At 67.8% G+C, this 20,330-nt stretch carries 23 protein-coding genes; 12 read left to right on the plus strand and 11 right to left on the minus strand.

Annotation, left to right across the window (positions count from 1 at the left end):
• From SREC43747_RS0102375 to SREC43747_RS0102390, 4 genes are all read right to left on the minus strand, one after another.
• A partial coding sequence (locus SREC43747_RS0102375; RefSeq protein WP_029719556.1) for a nicotinate-nucleotide--dimethylbenzimidazole phosphoribosyltransferase occupies positions 1 to 710 on the minus strand: 710 nt, incomplete at its 3' end.
• A 12-nt stretch (positions 711 to 722) separates the two neighbouring features.
• On the minus strand, positions 723 to 1,271 hold the full coding sequence (gene cobU / locus SREC43747_RS0102380) for a bifunctional adenosylcobinamide kinase/adenosylcobinamide-phosphate guanylyltransferase (protein ID WP_029719557.1): 549 nt from the start codon (positions 1,269 to 1,271) through the stop codon (positions 723 to 725).
• A gap of 74 nt (positions 1,272 to 1,345) precedes the next feature.
• A complete protein-coding gene (locus SREC43747_RS0102385; RefSeq protein ID WP_029719558.1) occupies positions 1,346 to 2,338 on the minus strand; it encodes an aldo/keto reductase family protein in 993 nt (330 codons plus the stop codon).
• A gap of 47 nt (positions 2,339 to 2,385) precedes the next feature.
• Entirely contained in the window at positions 2,386 to 3,027 is a 642-nt protein-coding gene (locus SREC43747_RS0102390) for a DUF3043 domain-containing protein (RefSeq protein WP_029719559.1), read from the minus strand.
• A 221-nt stretch (positions 3,028 to 3,248) separates the two neighbouring features.
• Here SREC43747_RS0102390 and SREC43747_RS0102395 point away from each other — a divergent pair, with 221 nt between their 5' ends.
• On the plus strand, positions 3,249 to 3,614 hold the full coding sequence (locus tag SREC43747_RS0102395; protein ID WP_029719560.1) for a HesB/IscA family protein: 366 nt from the start codon (positions 3,249 to 3,251) through the stop codon (positions 3,612 to 3,614).
• Between the two features lie 72 nt (positions 3,615 to 3,686).
• On the opposite strand, the gene SREC43747_RS0102400 is transcribed toward SREC43747_RS0102395, so the two are convergent.
• On the minus strand, positions 3,687 to 3,899 hold the full coding sequence (locus SREC43747_RS0102400; RefSeq protein ID WP_029719561.1) for an RNA-binding S4 domain-containing protein: 213 nt from the start codon (positions 3,897 to 3,899) through the stop codon (positions 3,687 to 3,689).
• Positions 3,900 to 4,040: 141 nt separating this feature from the next.
• Between SREC43747_RS0102400 and SREC43747_RS0102405 the strand changes: the two genes are divergently transcribed.
• Complete coding sequence (locus SREC43747_RS0102405) at positions 4,041 to 5,003, plus strand: carbohydrate kinase family protein (protein ID WP_081722397.1); 963 nt, start codon at positions 4,041 to 4,043, stop codon at positions 5,001 to 5,003.
• A gap of 63 nt (positions 5,004 to 5,066) precedes the next feature.
• Positions 5,067 to 6,443 (plus strand): FAD-binding oxidoreductase, encoded by a 1,377-nt coding sequence (locus SREC43747_RS0102410; protein ID WP_029719563.1) that lies wholly within the window; start codon positions 5,067 to 5,069, stop codon positions 6,441 to 6,443.
• A 12-nt stretch (positions 6,444 to 6,455) separates the two neighbouring features.
• On the opposite strand, the gene mmuM is transcribed toward SREC43747_RS0102410, so the two are convergent.
• Positions 6,456 to 7,343 carry a homocysteine S-methyltransferase gene (gene mmuM, locus SREC43747_RS0102415; RefSeq protein ID WP_037331217.1) on the minus strand — a complete coding sequence of 296 codons (888 nt, stop codon included), beginning with the start codon at positions 7,341 to 7,343 and terminating at the stop codon, positions 6,456 to 6,458.
• Between the two features lie 128 nt (positions 7,344 to 7,471).
• Entirely contained in the window at positions 7,472 to 9,400 is a 1,929-nt protein-coding gene (asnB, locus tag SREC43747_RS0102420) for an asparagine synthase (glutamine-hydrolyzing) (protein WP_029719565.1), read from the minus strand.
• Between the two features lie 303 nt (positions 9,401 to 9,703).
• On the opposite strand from asnB, the gene ctaC reads away from it, so the two are divergent.
• From ctaC to SREC43747_RS0102435, 3 genes are all read left to right on the plus strand, one after another.
• Positions 9,704 to 10,618 (plus strand): aa3-type cytochrome oxidase subunit II, encoded by a 915-nt coding sequence (ctaC, locus tag SREC43747_RS0102425; RefSeq protein WP_029719566.1) that lies wholly within the window; start codon positions 9,704 to 9,706, stop codon positions 10,616 to 10,618.
• A gap of 60 nt (positions 10,619 to 10,678) precedes the next feature.
• Positions 10,679 to 11,077, plus strand: a complete 399-nt coding sequence (locus tag SREC43747_RS0102430; protein WP_029719567.1) for a cytochrome c oxidase subunit 4 — start codon at positions 10,679 to 10,681, stop codon at positions 11,075 to 11,077.
• Positions 11,078 to 11,179: 102 nt separating this feature from the next.
• A complete protein-coding gene (locus tag SREC43747_RS0102435) occupies positions 11,180 to 11,464 on the plus strand; it encodes an Lrp/AsnC family transcriptional regulator (protein WP_029719568.1) in 285 nt (94 codons plus the stop codon).
• 23 nt (positions 11,465 to 11,487) lie between these two features.
• On the opposite strand, the gene trpD is transcribed toward SREC43747_RS0102435, so the two are convergent.
• Entirely contained in the window at positions 11,488 to 12,534 is a 1,047-nt protein-coding gene (gene trpD / locus SREC43747_RS0102440) for an anthranilate phosphoribosyltransferase (protein ID WP_201768610.1), read from the minus strand.
• Between trpD and SREC43747_RS21240 the strand changes: the two genes are divergently transcribed.
• Positions 12,533 to 12,685 (plus strand): hypothetical protein, encoded by a 153-nt coding sequence (locus SREC43747_RS21240; protein ID WP_160173023.1) that lies wholly within the window; start codon positions 12,533 to 12,535, stop codon positions 12,683 to 12,685. The two genes, trpD and SREC43747_RS21240, sit on opposite strands and share 2 nt — an antisense overlap.
• Here SREC43747_RS21240 and SREC43747_RS0102445 read toward each other — a convergent pair.
• Both SREC43747_RS0102445 and SREC43747_RS0102450 read right to left on the minus strand, forming a co-directional pair.
• Positions 12,663 to 13,073 (minus strand): hypothetical protein, encoded by a 411-nt coding sequence (locus SREC43747_RS0102445; protein ID WP_029719570.1) that lies wholly within the window; start codon positions 13,071 to 13,073, stop codon positions 12,663 to 12,665. The genes SREC43747_RS21240 and SREC43747_RS0102445 overlap by 23 nt on opposite strands.
• Positions 13,074 to 13,156: 83 nt before the next feature.
• Positions 13,157 to 13,612, minus strand: coding sequence for a ribonuclease E inhibitor RraB (locus tag SREC43747_RS0102450; protein WP_236622987.1), 456 nt, complete (start codon positions 13,610 to 13,612; stop codon positions 13,157 to 13,159).
• Between the two features lie 84 nt (positions 13,613 to 13,696).
• Here SREC43747_RS0102450 and ctaE point away from each other — a divergent pair, with 84 nt between their 5' ends.
• From ctaE to SREC43747_RS0102475, 5 genes are all read left to right on the plus strand, one after another.
• Positions 13,697 to 14,308 (plus strand): aa3-type cytochrome oxidase subunit III, encoded by a 612-nt coding sequence (gene ctaE / locus SREC43747_RS0102455; RefSeq protein ID WP_081722392.1) that lies wholly within the window; start codon positions 13,697 to 13,699, stop codon positions 14,306 to 14,308.
• A gap of 66 nt (positions 14,309 to 14,374) precedes the next feature.
• Positions 14,375 to 15,181: a cytochrome bc1 complex diheme cytochrome c subunit gene (gene qcrC, locus SREC43747_RS0102460; RefSeq protein ID WP_029719573.1), complete on the plus strand. Its 807-nt coding sequence runs from the start codon at positions 14,375 to 14,377 to the stop codon at positions 15,179 to 15,181.
• Entirely contained in the window at positions 15,178 to 16,302 is a 1,125-nt protein-coding gene (qcrA, locus tag SREC43747_RS0102465; protein ID WP_029719574.1) for a cytochrome bc1 complex Rieske iron-sulfur subunit, read from the plus strand. Before qcrC ends, qcrA begins: the two co-directional genes overlap by 4 nt.
• The gene (gene qcrB / locus SREC43747_RS0102470) at positions 16,299 to 17,957 is read left to right on the plus strand and encodes a cytochrome bc1 complex cytochrome b subunit (RefSeq protein ID WP_029719575.1); all 1,659 of its coding nucleotides are present in this window, start codon (positions 16,299 to 16,301) and stop codon (positions 17,955 to 17,957) included. The genes qcrA and qcrB overlap by 4 nt, the downstream gene beginning before the upstream one ends.
• A gap of 86 nt (positions 17,958 to 18,043) precedes the next feature.
• Entirely contained in the window at positions 18,044 to 18,469 is a 426-nt protein-coding gene (locus tag SREC43747_RS0102475; RefSeq protein ID WP_029719576.1) for a PPOX class F420-dependent oxidoreductase, read from the plus strand.
• Here SREC43747_RS0102475 and SREC43747_RS0102480 read toward each other — a convergent pair.
• A complete protein-coding gene (locus SREC43747_RS0102480) occupies positions 18,466 to 20,175 on the minus strand; it encodes a DEDD exonuclease domain-containing protein (protein WP_029719577.1) in 1,710 nt (569 codons plus the stop codon). The genes SREC43747_RS0102475 and SREC43747_RS0102480 overlap by 4 nt on opposite strands.
• Between the last annotated feature and the right edge of the window lie 155 nt (positions 20,176 to 20,330).

Here is a 20,330-nt window from a genome sequence, read left to right on the forward strand (position 1 = left end):
AGGGCGATCGGGTCGTGCAGAACCTTGCGGGCGCGGCGCAGCGCGTCCCGGATCGCGGCGGTCTTCCGCATCCACGCGCGGTCGTCGATGCCGGTTCCGCGGCCGACCACCGCAACGGGCTCGGTGCTGGTCAACGCCGAGATCAACACCGCGGCCGGGGTGGTGTTGCCGATCCCCATGTCCCCGGCGACCAGCAAATCGGCACCCGAGTCGATCTCCTCGTCCGCGACGGCCTGCCCAGCCCGCACGGCGGCCAGCGCTTCGTCGTGGGTGAGCGCGTCCTCCCGGTCGATCGAGCCCGAGCTGCGCCGGACCTTGTGCCCGCTCACCGGGGCAGGGGTGTCGCCGTTGACCGCCATGTCCACCACGCGCACGCTGGCACCGGCGTTCGCGGCGAGCACGTTGACCGCCGCGCCCCCGGTGAGGAAGTTCTGCACCATCTGCCCGGTGACGTCGGGCGGATAAGCGGACACGCCGTGCTCGGCCACGCCGTGGTCCCCGGCGAACACGACCACGCGAGCCCGCTGGAACGGTTGCGGCGGGCAAACCCCCTGCCGGGCGGCCACCCAGACGCCGAGCTCTTCCAACCGGCCCAGGGAACCCGCCGGCTTGGTCAACTCGCGTTGCCGGGCAGCGGCCTGCTGCCGGGCCTCCTCGTCCGGTTCGGGAACAGCGGGGAACGTGATCGACCCGGGGGAGTCGGTGGACAAGCGGACCTCCGTTCAGCGCAGCTGCAGCGGTAATCCCGCCACGAGCAGAGTCACCTCGTCGCAGATCTCGGCGAGCTGGGCGTTGAGCGCGCCGAGTTCGTCCCGGAAAAGTCTTCCAGACCTGGTTGCGGGCACGACCCCCAGACCGACTTCGGCGGAGACCAGGACGAGCCGGGCGGCCGTGCAGCGAGCCACCGCGTCGGCCAGTTCGCCGGTCCGGGCGTGCACGGTGGTCAGCGCGTCCGGCTCCCGCTCCCACGCGCCGGCGTCGTCGATCGCGTTGGTCAACCAGGTGGCCAGGTCGTCCACCAGCACGAGGTCGCCGGGGGCGGCCTGGTCGACGACCCGCACCAGGTCGGACGGGTCCGGCGCCTCCACGGTGCGCCACGCCGCGGGGCGGCGGGCGGCGTGCGCGGCGATCCGCTCCGCCCACTCGGCGTCTCCCGGGTGGCGTCGAGCGGTCGCCACGTAGACGACCTCGGCAGAACCCGGCATCAGGCCTTCGGCGTGCGCCGACTTGCCCGAGCGAGCTCCGCCGAGCACGAGCGTTCGCTTTGCCAAGCGAGACCTCCGGTACAGCGCGGCTTCACCACGCTGCACGCTACCGGCACCCCGGTGCGCCGCCCCGGCCGGGACTACTGGTGGGAGGCGGTGTTCCGGGGGTCGTAGGTCACCAGGCCGTCCAGCACCTCGTCGATCTTGGCCAACACCTCGCTGGACAGCCGGACACCGGAGGCCTTGGCGTTCTCCGCGACCTGCTCGGGGCGGGAAGCGCCGATGATGGCTGCCGAGACGTTGTCGTTCTGCAGCACCCAGGCGACCGCCAGCTGGGCCAGGGACAACCCCAGGTCGGACGCGATCGGCTTGAGCTGCTGGACGCGTTCCAGCACGTCGTCCCGCATCCAGCGGGAGATCATGTCGGCGCCGCCGCCGGTCTTGTCGGTGGCCCGGGAGCCCTCCGGGGGTTGCTGTCCCGGCAAGTACTTGCCGGTGAGCACCCCTTGGGCGATGGGCGACCAGACGATCTGCCCGATGCCCTCCCGCTGGCAAGTCGGGACCACCTGCGGCTCGATCACCCGCCACAGCATCGAGTACTGCGGCTGGTTGGAGATCAACGGGACCTGGAGCTCGCGCGCCAGTTGGGCGGCCCGCGTGATCTGGTCCGCGGTCCACTCCGACACCCCGATGTAGAGGGCCTTGCCCTGCCGCACCAGGTCGGCGAAGGCCAGCATGGTCTCCTCGAGCGGCACCGTCGGGTCGAACCGGTGCGCCTGGTAGAGGTCCACGTAGTCGGTCTGCAGCCGGCGCAGCGAAGCGTTGCAGGACTCGATGATGTGCTTGCGGCCCAAACCGCGGTCGTTCGGCCCGTCCCCGGTCGGGAAGTAGACCTTGGTGAAGATCTCCACGCTCTCCCGCCGGACTCCCGAGAGCGCGCGGCCGAGCACCGACTCGGCCTTGGTCAGCGCGTACACGTCCGCGGTGTCGAAGGTCGTGATACCGGCGTCCAGCGCGGCCTGCACGCACGCCTTCGCCTGGTCCTCCTCGACCTGCGAGCCGTGGGTGAGCCAGTTGCCGTAGGCGATTTCGCTGATGGACAGTCCGCTGTTGCCGAGGCGACGAAACTCCATGGACAACTACCCTAGAACGTCGAGCCCCCGCCGGCGTGGCGCCGGACTCAGGCGAGCTTGTGGGCGTCCTTGGGGGAGTAACGCGGACGGGGGACCCGCAGCTTGCGCAGCTGCATGGCGCGGGTGAAGGCGTACCAGCCCAGGGAGAACGGGCGGTCCTTGGCGTCCGGGAACTTCTCCCGCACCCGGCGGTTCACCCACATGCCCAGCATCGTGCCCTCGATGACCATGCTCAGCAGGATCGCCATGCACACCAGCGAGGCGTACTGCTGGACGACGACGTTGGGCACCAGCGTGGTGGCGAACACCACGAGCACCAGCGGCATGAACAGCCCCATGACGTGCCGGCGGGAGTCCACCAGGTCCCGCACGTAAGCCCGCACCGGGCCGCGGTCGCGGGGCATCAGGTAGCGGTCGTCGCCCTGCATCATCCGCTCCCGGCGTTCGCGGGCGGCCTTTCGGCGCTCCTCCTTGTTCGCGCGAGCCCGCTTGATCGCCTCCCGCTGGGTCTTGGGAGGAGGTGGAACCGGCCCGCGGCGCCTGCGCTCGGCTTCCCGGCGCTTGGGAGTCGGACGGCCTTTCTTCTGGGCGCCGGCCCGCTCCGCCGTTGACTGGGCAGTTTCTCCCGACTGTGACTCGGTGGTGGCAGCCTGCTCAGTCTTGGTGTCACTACGGCGAAGGAACCTCACACCACAAGGGTATGTGACGCCTCACCGCGGCTTGCACGAGACCGGACACTCGGTGCGGAATTGACGTAGTGTCAGCTCACAACAGCTCCGCGCCCAGCTGTGCCACCATGGACGCTGGAGCCAGACGTACTTCCTCGGGTCCGCCCGTGGGAATAGCCCGGGGCCAGTGCGAGGTTGAACCTCGTGCCGGAATCGGACTGTGAGACTTAAAGGGAGAGTCCATGACCGCCCCTAACACCGCTACCGAGAACGAGGCGCCCGCCCACGGTGTCACGTTGACCGAGGCGGCGGCCAAGAAGGCCAAGGCGCTGCTCGAACAAGAGGGCCGGGACGACATGAGCCTGCGGATCGCCGTTCAGCCGGGTGGCTGCGCGGGTCTGCGCTACCAGCTGTTCTTCGACGAGCGCACGCTCGACGGGGACGCCCGGCGGGATTTCGACGGTCTGGAGGTCGTCGTCGACCGGATGAGCGCGCCGTACCTCGAAGGCGCGGTCATTGACTTCGTCGACACGATCGAGAAGCAGGGCTTCACGATCGACAACCCGAACGCGACCGGTTCCTGCGCCTGCGGTGACTCGTTCCACTGACGGTGCATAGTCGATCTGGCGGCAAGGCCGGGTGCCCGCACGGGCGCCCGGCCTTCGTCATCCACCGCGACCTCACGAAGCGGTCACTCGCACGGTCTCGCCACCGAAGGAGACCTCGTCGCCCACGACCAGCTGCCTGCCGCGGCGGGTCTCGACCTCCCCGTTGACCTGCACCTGGCCATCGGCGATCAGCATCTTCGCGTCAGCCCCCTGATCCACCAGGCCGGCCAGCTTGAGCAGCTGACCGAGCCGGATGGTGCCTTCCCGGATTGGTACGTCACGCATACCCGGCATTGTCCGCTCAGCGGAAAATCGGCCGGCATCCGCTGCCGGCGGTAAGCTCGGAACTTCGTTGACGGTGTCCTTCCACCGGGAGCGTGGGCCGTGCCGGTAGCCGTGACAGGCAGCATCGCAACCGACCACCTGATGCACTTTCCGGGCCGCTTCTCCGAACAGCTGGTCGCGGAGAACCTCTCGAACGTGTCGTTGAGCTTCCTGGTCGACGACCTGGTGGTGCACCGGGGAGGTGCCGCCGCCAACATCGCCTTCGCGCTGGGCGTGCTCGGCCAGCGCCCGGTGCTGGTCGGAGCGGTCGGGACCGACTTCACCGACTACCGCTCCTGGCTGGAGCGGCACGGCGTCGACTGCCGCGGAGTCCACGTCTCCGAGGTGGCGCACACCGCGCGTTTCGTCTGCACCACCGATGAGGAGTTCAACCAGATCGCCTCCTTCTACCCCGGCGCGATGCGGGAGGCGCGCAACATCGAATTGGCCCCGGTGATCGCTGCCACCGGAGCCGATCTGGTGCTCATCAGCCCGAACGACCCGCTGGCGATGCGCCGGCACGCCGAGGAGTGCCGGCAACGGGGCTACCGCTTCGCCGCGGACCCGTCCCAGCAGCTCGCTCGGCTCGACGGCAGCGAGATCCGCGACATCGTCGCGGGAGCCGACGTCCTGTTCACCAACGAGTACGAGTGGGGCCTGCTGCGGCAGAAGACCGGGTGGTCGGCAGCCGACGTGCAACAGCGGGTGGGCATCCGGGTCACCACGCTGGGGCCCAAAGGAGCCGAGGTGTCCGGGCCCGGTGGTGAATGCTTGCAGGTCCCCGCCGTCCCCGAGGAGAAGCGGGTGGACCCCACCGGTGTGGGGGACGGCTTCCGAGCCGGGTTCCTCAGCGCCTTCCAGGCCGGCGCCTCGTTGGAACGCGCGGCCCAGTTCGGCTCCCTGGTGGCGGTGCACGTGCTGGAGACCTCCGGAACCCAGGAGTGGGTGCTGGACCGGGAACGAGCTCTCGACCGGTTCGCCCGCGCCTACGGGGACGCCGCGGCGAGCGAGGCCGAAGCGCTGCTGCCGGTCAGCCCACCAGGAGTTCGGGCGAGAGGACGGTAAGAAGTCCCTGGTGCCGCCCCCGGCACGCTGCATAGCGTCGAGCTGTCGTCGGGAGGAAGGGCAATGACCAAGATGGGTGATCGCCTGGCTTCGGAGATCTCCGGCCGGGTGTTGGAACCGACAGACCCCGAATTCGAATCGGCGCGGAGCTTGTTCAACTCCGCGGTGGAAACTCGGCCGCGGCTGATCGCGCAGTGCGCCAGCGCTGCGGACGTGGCAAGCGCTCTGCTGTTCGCCCGACGCAACGAACTGGAGATAGCGGTCCGCGGCGGTGGGCACAGCGTGGCGGGGGCCAGCCTGGTCGAAGACGGTCTCGTCATCGACATGAGGCGGATCAACTCCGTCGTGGTGGACCCGGACCGCAAGACCGTGCGGGTGGGGGGAGGAGCGGTCTGGCGGGACGTGGACACCGCCACCCAGCCCTACGGGCTTGCCACCACCGGAGGACGGGTGTCCACCACCGGCGTAGCCGGATTGGCGTTGGGCGGAGGATCCGGCTGGGTGGAGCGCAAGTACGGCCTGGTCTGCGACAACCTGCTCGAGGTCGAGCTGGTGCTGGCGGACGGCAGCAGGATCGTCACGAACGAGCACCAGCACTCCCAGCTGTTCTGGGGACTGCACGGCGGAGGCGGCAACTTCGGGGTGGCCACCTCGTTGACGCTGCGCCTCCACGAACTTCCCGAGTTCTCCGCGGCGCTGCTGATCTGGCCGGCCGAGGAAGGACCGCGGGTGACCCGCGGGTACCGGGACTTCCTGGAGAACGCCCCGCGGGACATCGGGGGTGGGCTGCTGTTCTTGACCGCCCCGGAAGAGGAGTTCATCCCGGCTTCCCTGACCGGCCAACTGGCCTGCCTGGTGCTGGTGACCTGCACCGGCCCGGAGGAGCAGCTGCGCCGGGAGATCGGGCCGCTGTTGGCGTTGCGGCCGCACGGTCAGGTCAGCATGGACCTCCCGTACGCGGTGCTCCAGTCCATGTTGGATGACCCCCCGGGCTACCGGAACTACTGGTCCGCCGAGTACCTGCGGGAATTCCCGAACACAGCGGTGGATCTGTTCTGCCGTCGGGCGTACGACATGGTCGTCCCCTCCCCGTCGCAGCACGCACTGCTCCCGTGGGGCGGTGCGGTGGCCGAGGGAGAAGGTCGCTGGCCGATGGCGAACCGCGCCGCCCCGTGGGTGGTGCACCCGCTGGGCTTGTGGGAGAACCCCGAGGACGACCGGAAAGCCCGGGATTGGGCGCACGATCTGCGCGACGACATGCTCCCGTACTCCACCGGTGCGGTGTACCTGAACTTCATCGGTGACGAGGGCCAGAAGCGAGTGGTCGCCGGCTTCGGGGAGGGGAACTACCGGGAACTGGCGAAGCTGAAAGCCGCGTACGACCCGGACAACGTCTTCCACCGCTGGCACAACGTGCGACCCCAGTTGGCCCACGCGTGATCTGGTGGGACGTCAGCTGCTCACCGCGCGGGCGGCCGCGGCCACTCGACCGATGTCGGCCGGACTCACCCGGCAGCACCCGCCGATCAGGCGCGCCCCGTCAGCGCACCAGCGGGGGACGAGATCAGCGGAGAACCCGGCTGGCCCGGTCCACTCCTGGCGGACCGGGTCCCAACCTTCACCGCTGTTGGGGTACAGCACCACCGGTTTCCCGGAAACTTCCCGGGCAACGGACACCGCCCGGGTGGCGTCGGCCGGGGACGAGCAGTTCACCCCGACCGCGATGACGCTCTCCTGGCCCGCTGCCACCGCGAAGGCCTCCTCCAGCGGTTGACCAGCGCAAGTGCGCTCGCCGCGGATCGTGTAGGACAGCCACGCGGGAATCCCGAACTCGGCTGCGAGCTCCACTTCGGCCGCCGCTTCGTCCACGTCCGGGATCGTCTCCAGTGCGAAGAAGTCCGGTTCCGCCTCGGCGAGGACCTCCATGCGCGGGCGGTGGAAATCGCGCAGCTGCCGCGCCGTCAACCCGTAGCGGCCGCGGTACTCGGAGCCGTCGGCCAGCACCGCGCCGTAAGGACCCACCGAAGCCGCCACGTAGCGCTGCGGAGCACCAGCGGCGGCGCGCCGGGCGAGGACGACGCTGCGCCGCATCAGCTCCGCGGCTTCCTCGTGCCCGATGCCGTGCGCGGCGAAGCCGGAAAAGCTCGCTTGATAGCTGGCCGTGGTGGCCACCATGGCTCCGGCTCGGAAGAACGCCTCGTGCGCTGCGGTGATCTCATCTGGACGGTCGGCGAGCAGGCGCGCCGACCACAGCGCGTCGTTCAAGTCGTGGCCACGGGCTTCCAGCTCGGTGGCCAAACCGCCGTCGAGCACCAGCACACCACCGGGAACGGAGCTCACCCCTCCAGGCTAGGCCAGGGCGGAGGGCCGCCGGTGGTTCCAGTCGATCCGCAGAAGGGGCAGGGCGGCGGGAGGAACACCGGGCCGGGGAGGGCAGGAGCGCTTCCTCCCCGGCCACCGTTGAGCTCTCAGAGCCGCACCGGGTACTGCGGTTCGGGCACCCGGGGCGACAGCCGGCCCTCGATGAAGATCGCGTGCCAGATCATGAACACCAGCAGCGCCCACAGCCGGCGGCTGTGGTCAAGAACACCGGACCGGTGCTCCTCCAGCAGCTGCAGCACGGCCCCGCGGTCCAGCAGGTGGTCGGTCTGCGACTGCTGGATGATGTTGCGGGCCCAGTCGTGCATCTCGTCCTTGAGCCAGTGCCGGATCGGCACCGGGAAGCCCAGCTTGCGCCGGTTGATCACGTGGGGCGGGACGACCTGCTGCAGCGCCTGCCGGAGCGCGTACTTGGTGGTCTCCCTGGTGATCTTCTGCTCCAACGGGACCGTGCTGGCGACCCGGAAGACCTCCGCGTCCAGGAACGGAACCCGCAGTTCCAGCGAGTTCGCCATGGTCATCTTGTCCGCCTTGACCAGGATGTCGCCTCGCAGCCAGGTGAACAGGTCCACGTGCTGCATCCGGGTCACCGGGTCCCAGCCGACGGACTGCCGGTACGGCTCCGCCGTGATGTCCTTGTGCGAGACGCCGGGGTCGAAGGCGCGCATCACGGAGCGCAGCTGGTCGTCGCGGAAGATGCGGGCGTTGCCGTAGTAGCGCTCTTCCAGGCTGAGCGAACCGCGGCGCAGCAGGTCCTTGCCGCGCACCCCCTCCGGAATGGCGCTGGAGACCCGGCCCATGGCCTTGCGCAGCGCCCCCGGCACCTTCTCGAACGGTGCCAGCGACAGCGGCTCCCGGTAGATCGTGTAGCCGCCGAACAGCTCGTCGGCGCCCTCACCGGAGAGCACCACCTTCACGTGCTGCCGGGCTTCCCGGGCGATGAACCACAGCGGCACCAGGGCGGGGTCGGCCACCGGGTCGTCCAGGTACCACACGATCAGCGGGAGGGACTCCATCATCTCCTCCGGGGAGACCGTGCGCACCACGTGCTTGACCCCGAGCGCGGCGGCCGATTCGGCGGCCACGTCCACCTCGGAGTACCCCTGCCGCTCGAACCCGGCTGTGAAGGTGATCAGGTTCGGGTTGTGCTCCTTGGCCAGGGCTGCGATCGCGGTGGAGTCGATGCCGCCGGACAGGAACGACCCGACCGTGACGTCGGCCCGCATGTGCTTGGCGACCGAGTCGCGCATCACGTCGATGATCTCGTTCTGCAGCCGCTTGGCGTCCGCGTCGGTGTTCACCGGCCGGGGGTTGAAGTTCGGGTAGAAGTAGCGCTGGGTCACCACCTGTCCGCCGGGGGAGACGGTGAACGAGGTGCCGGACTCGATCCGCCGGATGGACCGGTGCAACGACTCCGGCTCCGGGACGTACTGCAGCACCAGGTAGTGCTGGAACGCCTTGTGGTCCACCTCCTCGGTGATCCCGAGCGTGTTGACCAGATGCAACAGGCTCTTCTTCTCGCTGGCGAAAGCCGAGCCACCGGGGCCGGTGGCGTAGAAGAGCGGCTTGATCCCGAACGGGTCGCGGGCGCCGAAGACCACCCGGCGCTCGCTGTCCCAGATCAGGAACGCGAACATGCCGCGCAGCCGGCTGACCACCGAAGTGCCCAGGTAGTGGTACGCAGCGACGATCACCTCGGTGTCGCCGTCGGTGTTGAACCTGGCGCCGAACCGGCCCATCAGCTCGCTGCGCAGCTCCAGGTAGTTGTAGATCTCGCCGTTGAACGTGATCGTGTAACGATTCGGGTTCTCCGGCGGTCCCCAGGTCAGCGGCTGGTGGGAGTGCTCCAGGTCGATGATCGACAGACGGTTGAAGCCGAAGACCACTTCGCCGTCTTGCCACGTACCGGTCTCGTCCGGACCTCGGTGCCGCTGGCACGGCAGCGCGTTCGCCACGGCGTTGACCGCATAACCGGCGTTTTCTTCAGTGGGACAGACAAGTCCAAGCAGGCCGCACACGCGTCTCGTGCACCTCTCGAGTCGGCGGTGTCTCTTCAGCCCTCGGCGGGTTGCTCCAGTATGCCGCTCTTCTTCCAGGCGCGTGCACGCGCGGGGGGCGTGATACGCCCGGAAAGTGACCGGCGTCTCGGTGTTCGTCAGCTGATCCGGGGTGAAGGTCGAATATGTGCCCCCGAAGCAGTATCGCGGCTACACCTGGGCTAGGCTCAGCGCAGGATTCCGGCGGCGGCCTCAGCAGGACCCGGCAGTGGGACGTGGGGCGCATGCCGCAGCGGTAAGTTTTGCACGAGGAGGCGTCGCGCAGTGGGCCTGAAGGAGGGGACCCGAGTGCCACGGCTGGTCAAAGTCGCTGGTCTGATCGGCCTGGTTGGGGTCGCGGCCACCGGCTGCACGACTGAAGAAGTCCTGCGGTTCGGCTGGCCGGAGGGTGTCACCCCACAGGCCGAATCGATGCGGCAGTTGTGGACCTGGTCGGTCATCGCGGCACTCGCGGTCGGTGTGATCGTGTGGGGCCTGATGTTCTGGAGTGCCGCCTTCCACCGGAAGAAGACGGACGAGCTCCCCCGGCAGTTCCAGTACAACGTGCCGCTCGAAGTCATCTACACGGCGATCCCGTTCGTGATGGTCGTCGTGTTGTTCTACTTCACGGCCGTCACCCAGAACGAAGTGCTGGCCAAACCGGCCAATCCCGACCAGAAAGTCAACGTAACCGCGTTCCAGTGGAACTGGGAGTTCTCTTACCCGGAGTACCGGACTCCGGACGGCGAGCCGGTCCGGACGGTGGGGAGCAGTGACGAGATCCCGCTTCTGGTCGTGCCGACCAACCAGCGGATCGAGTACACGCTGCGCTCCACGGACGTTATCCACTCCTTCTGGGTTCCGGAGTTCCTGTTCAAGCGGGACAACTTCCCGAACCCGGAGAAGAACGACCAGGACAACGTCTTCCAGAACACCATCGATCGCGAAGGTGCCTTCGTCGGTCGCTGCGCCGAGCTGTGCGGCACCTACCACGCGATGATGAACTTCGAGGTCCGTGCGCTTTCTCCGGACAAGTTCGACCAGTACATGCAGCTGCGGACGCAGATCAACCCGCAGACCGGGCAGCCGTACACTGCCGCAGAAGCACTCGGACAGATGAACTGCGGCGAACTGTGCACGCCGCACGCGGTGACCACCACCCCGTTCAACACCGATCGCACTTCCGGAGAGCCCTCGTGATCGAGCGCATGACTCCAGGGGTGCCTTCGGCAGAGCGTACGGCGTGAGAGCGAGGACTCCATGAAGGTCGAAGCCAGGATCTTCAACATCATCACCCTGTTCTTCTTCGTGTCGGCGGCGGTCTACGGGTTCTGGTCCAAGGAGCCCGTGGGCATCGTCGCCCTGCTACTGACCGGTGGGCTGGCCCTGATCATCGGCACCTACTTCCAGTTCGTGGCGCGCCGCATCGACCAGCGGCCGGAGGACAACCCGGACGCCGAGGTCAGTGACGGCGCAGGTGAGCTGGGCTTCTTCAGCCCCGGCAGCTACTGGCCGTTCGGGGTGGCGGCAGCATCCGCTTTCGCCGGTCTCGCGTTGGCGTTCTTCCACGCATGGATGATCGTCCTCGCAATTGGCTTCCTGCTGATCACGGTCGCCGGGCTGGTGTTCGAGTACCACACCGGTCCCAACCACGAGTGATCTGAAAGCCAGAGCTGGAAAGGCCCCCGGTCCGCTTCGGACACGGGGGCCTTTCCTCGTTAACATCCCGTTCTTGTCATCCCGTGGAGCTGGAGGTTCCCGTTGATCACGGCAATCGTGCTGATCCAGACCGCTGCCGACCGGCTTGCCGAAGCTGCGCAGGAAATCGCCGACCTGGACGGCGTGGACGAGGTCTACTCGTGCGCGGGTGATGTGGACCTGATCGCCATCCTGCGGGTCAGCAAGCACGAAGACCTCGCGGACATCGTCCCCGGCCGGATCAACAAGGTCGAGGGAGTGCTGGACACCGACACGCACATCGCGTTCCGCTCGTACTCGCGCCGGGACACCGAAGCGGCCTTCTCGATCGGCCTGGACGAGCAGTGACGCCGCTGCTGCGGCAGGCCTGACTAGGCCTCCTGAGCCTTCAGCTCGGTGGAGCGGGTGGCCCAGCGGTTGAGCAGATCTGCCGCAGCGCCGGAATCGATGGTTTCCGCGGCGCGTGCGATGCGTTCCTGCAGCCCGGTCTTGATGTCGTCGCCCGGCCCGTCGTAGGCCAGCATCGCGCCGGCGGCATTGAGCAGCACGGCGTCCCGCACCGGGCCTTTTTTGCCGTCGAGCAGGTCGCGCACGACAGCGGCGTTGACCGTGGCGTCCCCGCCCTTGAGGTCCTCCGGACGGCAGTAGGGGACACCGAGCTCGGTCGGGACGATGCGGTCTTGCCAGACCGTTTCCTCGTGCACCACCCAGACCTTGCTGTCCGCGGTGGTGGTGATCTCGTCCATCCCGTCGTCGCCGCGGACGACCAGTGCGGAGTTGCCCCGTGCGGCGAAGACCTCCGCCAGCACGGGCGCGTTGTTCAGGTCGGCGCAGCCGATCAGCCCGGCGGCGGGGCGAGCCGGGTTGGTCAGCGGCCCCAGGATGTTGAACGCGGTCGGGATGCCGATTTCCCGGCGCGGAGCGGCGGTGTACTTGAAGGCCGGGTGGAAGACCGGTGCGAAGCAGAAGCCGATGCCCACATCGGCCAGGCACTGCTGGACACCGGCCGGGGTGAGGTCGATCGCGACTCCCAGTTCTTCGAGCACGTCCGCGGTGCCGCACTTGGACGAGGCCGCCCGGTTGCCGTGCTTGACCACCGGAACCCCGGACGCGGCGACCACGATGGACGCCATCGTGGAGATGTTCACGCTGCCGGTGCGGTCGCCGCCCGTTCCGACGATGTCGACCGCGCGGTGCGGCGTGTCCAGCTGGCGGGCGTGCGCCAGCATGGCATCCGCCAGACCGCGCACTTCGGCGGGAGTTTCCCCTTTGGCGCGGAGCGCGACCATGAAAGCCGCGATGCGGGCCGGGGTGGCCTCGCCGGCCATGATGAGGTCCATCGCCCAGGCGGTGTCCTCGGAGGAGAGGTCCTTGCCCTCCACCAGGCTTCCGAGTAGTCCCGCCCAGCTTCCCGCCATGGTTCCCAAGTTTCCTCGCTCCTGCTGCTCGCTGGCGGGCATGGCGCTGCGCGTGCCCGGACTGGCGGGGCTCGCCCGCGCTCAGTCCCCGGAGAAGAAGTGCAACGTCATCGCGGGCCCGCGTCACGTCACGCCGAAATGGCTGGCTTGACCTTGCTGCGCAGCACCTCGGCCACCGTTTCGGCCGAGGCCAGCGGGTCCAGCGGGTGCACCAGCACCGCGTCCGCTTGCGACCAGGTGGCCAGCCATCGGTCGTCCTTGCGGCGCACTGCCACCACGGTGGGCGGGCACTGCGCGATCTCGTTCTTCAGCTGTCGCGAAATGCCCATGCCGCCGGTGGGCTGCGCTTCGCCGTCCAGAATAATCAGATCGGCTCTACCGGCGTCCACCTCGCTTATCACCTCGGCCACCGAAGAGCATTCGGTGTAGTGCAGCCTGCCGAGGTCGGGGGCGGGGCGCCGACCGATCGCTGTGATGATCGCCTCGCGGACTTCGGGGCGGTGGCTGTATACGACGACGTTCGTAGCCGGTGTGCTCATCACGTGCTCCTCGCTGCTCGGCGCAGACTGCCGGTGGACGCTGAGTTACCGGAATGCTAGCGGTCAGCCCGGTGCTGGAATAGTCACTTCGTCGGGTCCGCCCGGTTCGGTGGCGGCTGGAGCGCGTCCCAGCCGAAGGTCTGGCCGCCGTGCCGTTGGGCCAGTCCGGCCATCCGGGAACTCTGCTGTGAGCAAACTAACGCATCCAGCTTCTCCACTCGCAGTGCCTGCCAGGCTTCGAGCTGTCCGTCGGCGCTCTCGGCGCCTCGGCCGCCTGGGCGGAGTTCCCAGCCGTCCGCGGTCAGCAGTTCGAGAGCCGACTGTGAAGTCTGTCTCGGCAGGGCCAGATGGTGCCGCAGGACGGCGGGCAGGTCTGTATCGAGTTCAGTGGCCCGGGCGAGTGCCGAGGAAGCAGCTTCGGTTTCGTCGTAAGCGGTGGCGACGACCCGCAGATCGGGGTCGTTAATGCTGATCAGCGGCTCTTTCTGGCGGCGGAAGCGAGCCTTGAGGGAGCGGTGCAGCTCGGCGAGTTTCTTCACGGGGAGTCACCTCCGGGACTACTTCCGGTCACCCGCTGCTGGGTGGGTAGACCCGAAGCGCGCGCGAAAAACGTCCAAGACATAATGCGTCGTGTGACAACGGCAGCGCCCTCTATCAGTCAACGCGTGCACTCGCTGAACCGGCCGAACATGGTCAGCGTAGGCACCATCGTTTGGTTGGCCAGCGAGCTGATGTTCTTCGCTGGGCTCTTCGCCATGTTCTTCACGGTGAAGGCGCAGAACGAGGGCGAGTGGCCACCACCGCCCGCTCACCTGAACCTCCCGTACGCTCTTCCGTTCACGATCATCCTGGTGGCGTCCTCGTTCACCTGTCAGTGGGGTGTGTTCGCGGCAGAGCGAGGGGACGTCTACGGCCTCCGCCGCTGGTACGTCGTCACGTTGATCATGGGCACGATCTTCGTGCTCGGGCAGGCCGGTGAGTACTACCAGATGGTCACGGAGCACGCGACCACGATCTCGTCGTCGGCCTACGGAAGCGTCTTCTACATGACGACCGGGTTCCACGGCCTGCACGTGATCGGTGGTCTCATCGCCTTCGTTTTCCTGATCATCAGGACCAAGCTGAGTAAGTTCACGCCTGCCCAGGCCATCGCCGCGATCGTCGTGTCGTACTACTGGCACTTCGTGGACATCGTGTGGATCGGCCTGTTCGCCGTGATCTATCTCGTTCCTTGAGTCTGCTCGATGCAGATGAGGTCGTAACCGAACTCCCCGAACTGGACAGCAAGGGTTGCCGCACTCATGACCACGAAAAAGAAGCGAGACCGCGCGGCCTCGAAGCTCAAGCGGCGGGTCTCCGGTGTGTTGGCGCTTGGGATCGCGCTGGTTGGTGCCGGTGGGCTTTACACCGTTGTGACACCAGAGCCGCAGACCGCGCACGCAAGTGCGGACCCGGCTCTGGTTAGGCAGGGTGAGCAGCTGTACAACAACGCCTGCATCACCTGCCACGGCGCGAACCTGCAAGGTGTCGAGGACCGTGGGCCGAGCCTGGTCGGCGTCGGTGAAGCCGCCGTGCACTTCCAGGTGGCCACCGGCCGGATGCCGATGATGCGCCAGGAAGCCCAGGCTTCGCGCAAGCCGCCGGCGTTCAGCCCGGAGGAGATCGACGCGCTGGCCGCCTACGTCCAGACCTACGGCGGCGGCCCGAAGTCCCCGGAGAAGACCGGTGAGGCTCTGCGCGGCGATGACCCGGCGCGTGGTGGTGAGCTGTTCCGGTTGAACTGCGCCTCCTGCCACAACTTCACCGGCCGGGGTATCGCGATGTCCTCCGGTAAGTACGCCCCCAACTTGGACGCTCCTACTGAGCAGGAGATCTACGAGGCGATGCTCACCGGGCCGCAGAACATGCCGAAGTTCTCGGACCGGCAGCTCACTCCGGAGGAGAAGGAAGACATCATCGCCTACATCAAGTCGGTCACCAACGGGAACAACAACCCGGGTGGTAACGCTCTTGGCGGCTACGGGCCTGGGCCGGAGACGGTGGTCGCTTGGGTGATTGGTCTCGGCTCGTTGATCGGCCTCACCCTGTGGATCGGAGCCAGGGCATGAGTGAGCAGAAGAAGGATTACACCGAAGCCGAGCTGGCCGAGATGAGCCGTGAGGAGAAGGTCCGGCTCGGGCTGGCGCTCGACGACGTCGAGCTGGTCGAATACCGCGACAACTGGCCGGTCAAGGGGACCCGGGCTGAGCGCCGCGCCGAACGGGCCGTGGCAGCCTGGTTCACCGTTGCCGGGTTGTCCGCGCTGGCGTTCATCGCCGTCTTCATCTTCTGGCCGTGGGAGTACCAGGACCCGAGCGATGGGCGCGGGCACTTCCTCTACTCCCTGTACAACCCGCTGATCGGCTTCTTCCTCGGGCTGTCGATCCTGTCGGTCGGCATCGGCGTGGTGCTGTACCAGAAGAAGTTCATCCCGCACGAGGTCGCGATCCAGCAGCGGCACGACGGGCACGGTTCCAGCGAGGTGGACAAGCAGACCACCGCGGCGCTGCTGGCCGATGCGGGTGAGCGCAGCGGCATCGCCCGGCGTTCGCTGATCAAGCGGACCGCTGGATTCGGTGTCGGGGCGTTCGGTCTGGGCGCGGGCGTGTACGCGCTCGGCGGTCTGGTGCGCAACCCCTGGGCGGAAGAGGGTGCCGACTCGCTGGAGCACACCCTGTGGCTGTCGCCGAACGGGGAGAAGACCTACCTGCGTCGGGACACCGGTGACCCGCACGAGGTTTCCCTGGTCCGTCCCGAGGACATCGACGCCGGCGGGTTCGAGACCGTCTTCCCGTTCCGGGAATCGATGCGGAACAACGAGGAAGAGCTGGTCCGCTCGCTGCGCAGCGGTGACTCGCCGGTCATGCTGATCCGGCTGCGCCCGGGCAGCAAGCCGATCAAGCGCAAGGGCCAGGAGGACTTCAACTACGGCGACTACTACGCCTACTCGAAGATCTGCACCCACCTGGGCTGCCCGACGTCGCTGTTCGAACAGCAGACTGGTCGCCTGCTCTGCCCGTGCCACCAGTCGCAGTTCGACGTGGTCAACACCTATGCCAAGCCGGTGTTCGGTCCGGCTACGCGGGCTCTTCCGCAGCTGCCGATCACCGTGGACGAGGATGGATATTTCGTGGCGAAGGGCGACTTCATCGAGCCCGTCGGCCCGGCGTACTGGGAGCGTGACTCATGAGTTCCATTACCACGCCCACGAAGCCGGAGAGCGCCCTGTACCGCAAGGCGGCGCATGCGGCCAACGAGCTCGACTCGCGGTACCGGCTGGCTCCCGGACTCCGGCGGCAGCTGAACAAGGTCTTCCCGACGCACTGGTCATTCCTGCTCGGTGAGATCGCGCTCTACACGTTCATCCTGCTGCTGATCACGGGTACCTACCTGGCGTTCTTCTTCGACCCCTCGATGGCGGAGGTCGAATACCAGGGCGCTTACACCAACCTCCGCGGTGTGGAGATGTCCAGGGCCTTCGAGAGCGCCTTGAACATCTCGTTCGAGGTCCGCGGCGGTATGTTCGCCCGGCAGCTGCACCACTGGGCGGCACTGCTGTTCATGGCGTCGATGGTGGCGCACATGTTCCGCATCTTCTTCACCGGTGCGTTCCGCCGCCCGCGCGAAACGAACTGGATGATCGGTATCGCCCTGTTCGTGCTCGGCATGTTCGAGGGCTTCACCGGTTACTCCCTGCCGGACGACCTGCTGTCCGGTACCGGTGTCCGGATCGCTTCCGGCATCACCATGTCGGTTCCGGTCGTCGGCACCTGGCTGCACTGGATCCTGTTCGGCTCCGAGTTCCCGGGCACCGAACTGATCCCGCGGTTCTACCTGTTCCACGTCTTCCTGCTGCCGGGCCTGATCCTGGGTCTGGTGGCGGTGCACCTGGCGCTGGTCTGGTACCAGAAGCACACCCAGTTCCCGGGCGTGCGGCGCACCGAGGAGAACGTGGTCGGCGTGCGGATCATGCCGGTGTTCGCGGTGAAGGCCGGCGGGTTCTTCGCGATGGTCGTCGGTGTCTGCGCGATCATGGCCGGTGTCTTCCAGATCAACCCGATCTGGAACCTGGGTCCGTACCTGGCTTCGCAGGTGTCGGCGGCTTCGCAGCCCGACTGGTACATGATCTGGACCGACGGCTCCAGCCGGTTGTGGCCGGCCTGGGAGGTCTACCTGGGCTCGTTCACGATCCCGGCGCCGTTCTTCCCGACGGCCCTGTTCATGGGCTTGATCTTCACGGTCGCAGCCCTGTACCCGGCCATCGAGCGGAAGCTGACCAAGGACAACGCGCACCACAACCTGCTGCAGCGGCCGCGTGACGTGCCCGTTCGCACCTCCCTCGGTGTGATGGCCATCACCTTCTTCGCGGTGCTGATGATCTCCGGTGTGAACGACATCATCGCGTTCCAGTTCCACATCTCGCTGAACGCGATGACCTGGATCGGTCGCATCGGGCTGCTGGTGCTCCCGCCGATCGCCTACTACATCACCTACCGGATCTGCCTGGGTCTGCAGCGCAGCGACCGGGAGGTGCTGGAGCACGGCATCGAGACCGGCATCATCAAGCGCTTGCCGCACGGTGAGTTCATCGAGCTCCACCAGCCGCTCGGCCCGGTGGACGAGCACGGTCACCCCGAGCCGCTGCCGTACCAGGGTGCTCCGGTTCCGAAGAAGGCGAACAAGCTGGGAGCTGCGGGCAAGCCGGTTCAGGGCAGCCTGCTGCGCCCCGACCCGCCGGAGGAGACGGAGGCGCTGGAGCGCGCTCGGCGCGAGGAGGCCGAGCGCGAGCGCCAGGAGCGCGAGCAGCGCTCGCTGAGCGCAGGCCAGTCCGAGTCCTCGGAGTGAGCGTCTGACGCGCAGAAAGGCCCGGTGCCGTGCGGCACCGGGCCTTTCTGCGCGTGCGGTGGGCGCCACGCCCTTGCGGTCTGCTCATGGCTACTGTTCAAGACCCCGAGATCCGCGAGTTCCTGACTCGGGGCACGAGAACCGGAATGCTCGCCTACAGCGCTGGTGATGGGCGTCCGCTGGTGGCTCCGGTGTGGTTCGTGCTCGAGGGCTCCGAGATCGTGTTCAACACCGGCAAGAACACCGCCAAGGGCAGGTCCATCGCGCGTGATCCCCGGGTATCGCTCTGCGTGGACTTGCCGGAGCCTCCCTACGGGTTCGTGCAGGTCCAGGCGGAGGCATCGATCTCGGAGGACCCCGCTGAGCTGCTGCGCACGGCGACTTCGCTGGCCGAGCGCTGCATGGGGCGGGAGCGTGCCGAGGAGTTCGGGCGGCGCAACGCGGTACCGGGTGAGCTGGTGGTCCGGCTGCGTCCGGTGAAAGTGGTGGCGAACCTCGACATGACCGCCTAGTTGGCCGCGCCGTACGGCTGGCGCGCGCTGCTGGCCTGCTTCGCCCACTCGCGCCAGGAGCCAGCTGAGCGCGCGGGTTCCGCCCATGGTTCGACGCAGTTCACCAGGCGGGTCTCGCCGCTGGTCAGCCAGCGGTAGAGCACGGTGGTCTCGTCGGCCGTGCTGCCGCGCAGCGGTCCCGGGCCGGGAATGACGTTCTCCGCTCCGGTGCGGAGCTCGTTTGCTGCGGGCAGCGGCGGAACACCGCGCGGGGCGGTGCTGGCCGCGGCGAGTTTGCCGTAGCGGATCACAGCAAGTTGCCAGCCGCCGTGCCCGTCCGGTCGGGCCGCGGTCATTTCCGGGATGCTGGCCAGGGCGGCGAGCCGCTGACCGCGGTCGAGGGCTTGGACGAGCTGGGCCAGCCGGTCCCGGTGGGCGGCGGCTTCTTCGAACCGGTGCGCGGCGGAGAGCCGGTCCAGCTCCGCGCGCAACCGGTCCAGCAGCGTGCCGCTGTGCCCGTTGAGCGCGCTGCGCAGCTCGATGACCTTCTTCGCGTACTCGGTTCGGCTCTCCAGACCGGCGCACGGGGCGCCGCAGTGCCCCAGCTCGTGCAGGGCGCACGGGCGGCCGCGCTGGTTCTCCGCGGGGATCCGCTCGGTGCACCGCCGAATCGGGACAGCTGACTGCAGGGTCTCCACCGCTTCGGCAGCGGCTCGACGGGAGCTGAACGGGCCGAGCGCGTCAGCCGGTGGTTTGCGCACCACTGACAGGCGGGGGAACGGTTCTTCGGTCAACGCCACCCACCAGGAGCGTTGGGGGAATTTCGACCGGCGGTTGTAGCGCGGTTGGTGGGCGGTGAGCAGGCGCAGCTCGCGGACTTCGGCTTCCAGCGGGTGCGCGCACACCACGTGGTCGATCCGTTCGCACAGCGCCACCATTTCCTTGATCCGGGCGCGCCGCTCGCCGGCGGTGAAGTACTGGCGCACTCGTTTCCGGAGGCTGGTCGCGGTGCCCACGTAGAGGACTTCGTCGTTGGGGCCGCGGAACAGGTACACCCCGGGGCTGTCGGGGAGCCCGTCGGCGAGGGCGCGTTTGCTCCGCTGGGCGGCGGTGACCCCGGCCAGGTGGGTTTGGAGGTCGCCCAGGGTCTGCACTCCCAGGTTCCCGATCCGTTCCAGCAGGGTGTGCAGCACGTCCACGGTGGTGCGGGCGTCGTCGAGCGCGCGGTGCACGGGTTCGGTGCCGGCGTGCAGCACCTGGGCGAGAGTGGCGAGCCGGTAGTTGGGGGTTTCGTCCTTGGTGATCACTCGTTTCGCCAGCCGCACGGTGTCCACCACCTGCGGTTTCGGCCAGGGGAGTCCTAGTCGTTCGCAGTTGGCCCGCAGGAATCCGATGTCGAACGGGGCGTTGTGGGCGACGAGCACCGCTCCGCGGCTGAACTCCAGGAACGCCGGGAGCACGGAGTCGAGGGGAGGAGCGTCGGCCACCATTTCGTTGGTGATGCCCGTGATCGCGACGATCGACGGCGGGATGTCCCGGCCCGGGTTCACCAGGGTGGTGAATTCACCGAGCACCTCACCACCGCGGATCTTGACGGCACCGATTTCGGTGATCGCGTCTCCGGCGCGGTCGGTTCCGGTGGTCTCCAGGTCCACCACCACGAACGTGACATCGGATAAGAGCTGATCAGCGGGGGTGATCTCGTCGAACGACAGCTGTGCGGACATCGGCGACCAGATTACGTCCTGCCACCGACCTTCCGACTGGTGCGTTGTCCCACCGAGGTGACGATTAGCCTGTGGGAGTGGCAGCGAACCGTGGATCCGGTGATCCACCAGCGAAGGGGTCTGCTGAGGACAGTGCACAGCAGACGGGTGCTGGC

Source organism: Saccharopolyspora rectivirgula DSM 43747, assembly GCF_000497205.1.
Lineage (GTDB): Bacteria > Actinomycetota > Actinomycetes > Mycobacteriales > Pseudonocardiaceae > Saccharopolyspora > Saccharopolyspora rectivirgula.

Coding starts and splice junctions, on each gene's coding strand:
- qcrA (WP_029719574.1), top strand. CDS start 15,178: ATGAGTGAGCAGAAGAAGGATTACACCGAAGCCGAGCTGGCCGAGATG.
- SREC43747_RS0102480 (WP_029719577.1), bottom strand. CDS start 20,175: ATGTCCGCACAGCTGTCGTTCGACGAGATCACCCCCGCTGATCAGCTC.
- SREC43747_RS0102395 (WP_029719560.1), top strand. CDS start 3,249: ATGACCGCCCCTAACACCGCTACCGAGAACGAGGCGCCCGCCCACGGT.
- SREC43747_RS0102405 (WP_081722397.1), top strand. CDS start 4,041: ATGCACTTTCCGGGCCGCTTCTCCGAACAGCTGGTCGCGGAGAACCTC.
- trpD (WP_201768610.1), bottom strand. CDS start 12,534: ATGGCGGGAAGCTGGGCGGGACTACTCGGAAGCCTGGTGGAGGGCAAG.
- qcrB (WP_029719575.1), top strand. CDS start 16,299: ATGAGTTCCATTACCACGCCCACGAAGCCGGAGAGCGCCCTGTACCGC.
- SREC43747_RS0102430 (WP_029719567.1), top strand. CDS start 10,679: ATGAAGGTCGAAGCCAGGATCTTCAACATCATCACCCTGTTCTTCTTC.
- SREC43747_RS21240 (WP_160173023.1), top strand. CDS start 12,533: ATGGTTCCCAAGTTTCCTCGCTCCTGCTGCTCGCTGGCGGGCATGGCG.
- SREC43747_RS0102400 (WP_029719561.1), bottom strand. CDS start 3,899: ATGCGTGACGTACCAATCCGGGAAGGCACCATCCGGCTCGGTCAGCTG.
- SREC43747_RS0102410 (WP_029719563.1), top strand. CDS start 5,067: ATGACCAAGATGGGTGATCGCCTGGCTTCGGAGATCTCCGGCCGGGTG.
- SREC43747_RS0102385 (WP_029719558.1), bottom strand. CDS start 2,338: ATGGAGTTTCGTCGCCTCGGCAACAGCGGACTGTCCATCAGCGAAATC.
- SREC43747_RS0102475 (WP_029719576.1), top strand. CDS start 18,044: ATGGCTACTGTTCAAGACCCCGAGATCCGCGAGTTCCTGACTCGGGGC.
- ctaE (WP_081722392.1), top strand. CDS start 13,697: ATGCGTCGTGTGACAACGGCAGCGCCCTCTATCAGTCAACGCGTGCAC.
- qcrC (WP_029719573.1), top strand. CDS start 14,375: ATGACCACGAAAAAGAAGCGAGACCGCGCGGCCTCGAAGCTCAAGCGG.
- SREC43747_RS0102445 (WP_029719570.1), bottom strand. CDS start 13,073: ATGAGCACACCGGCTACGAACGTCGTCGTATACAGCCACCGCCCCGAA.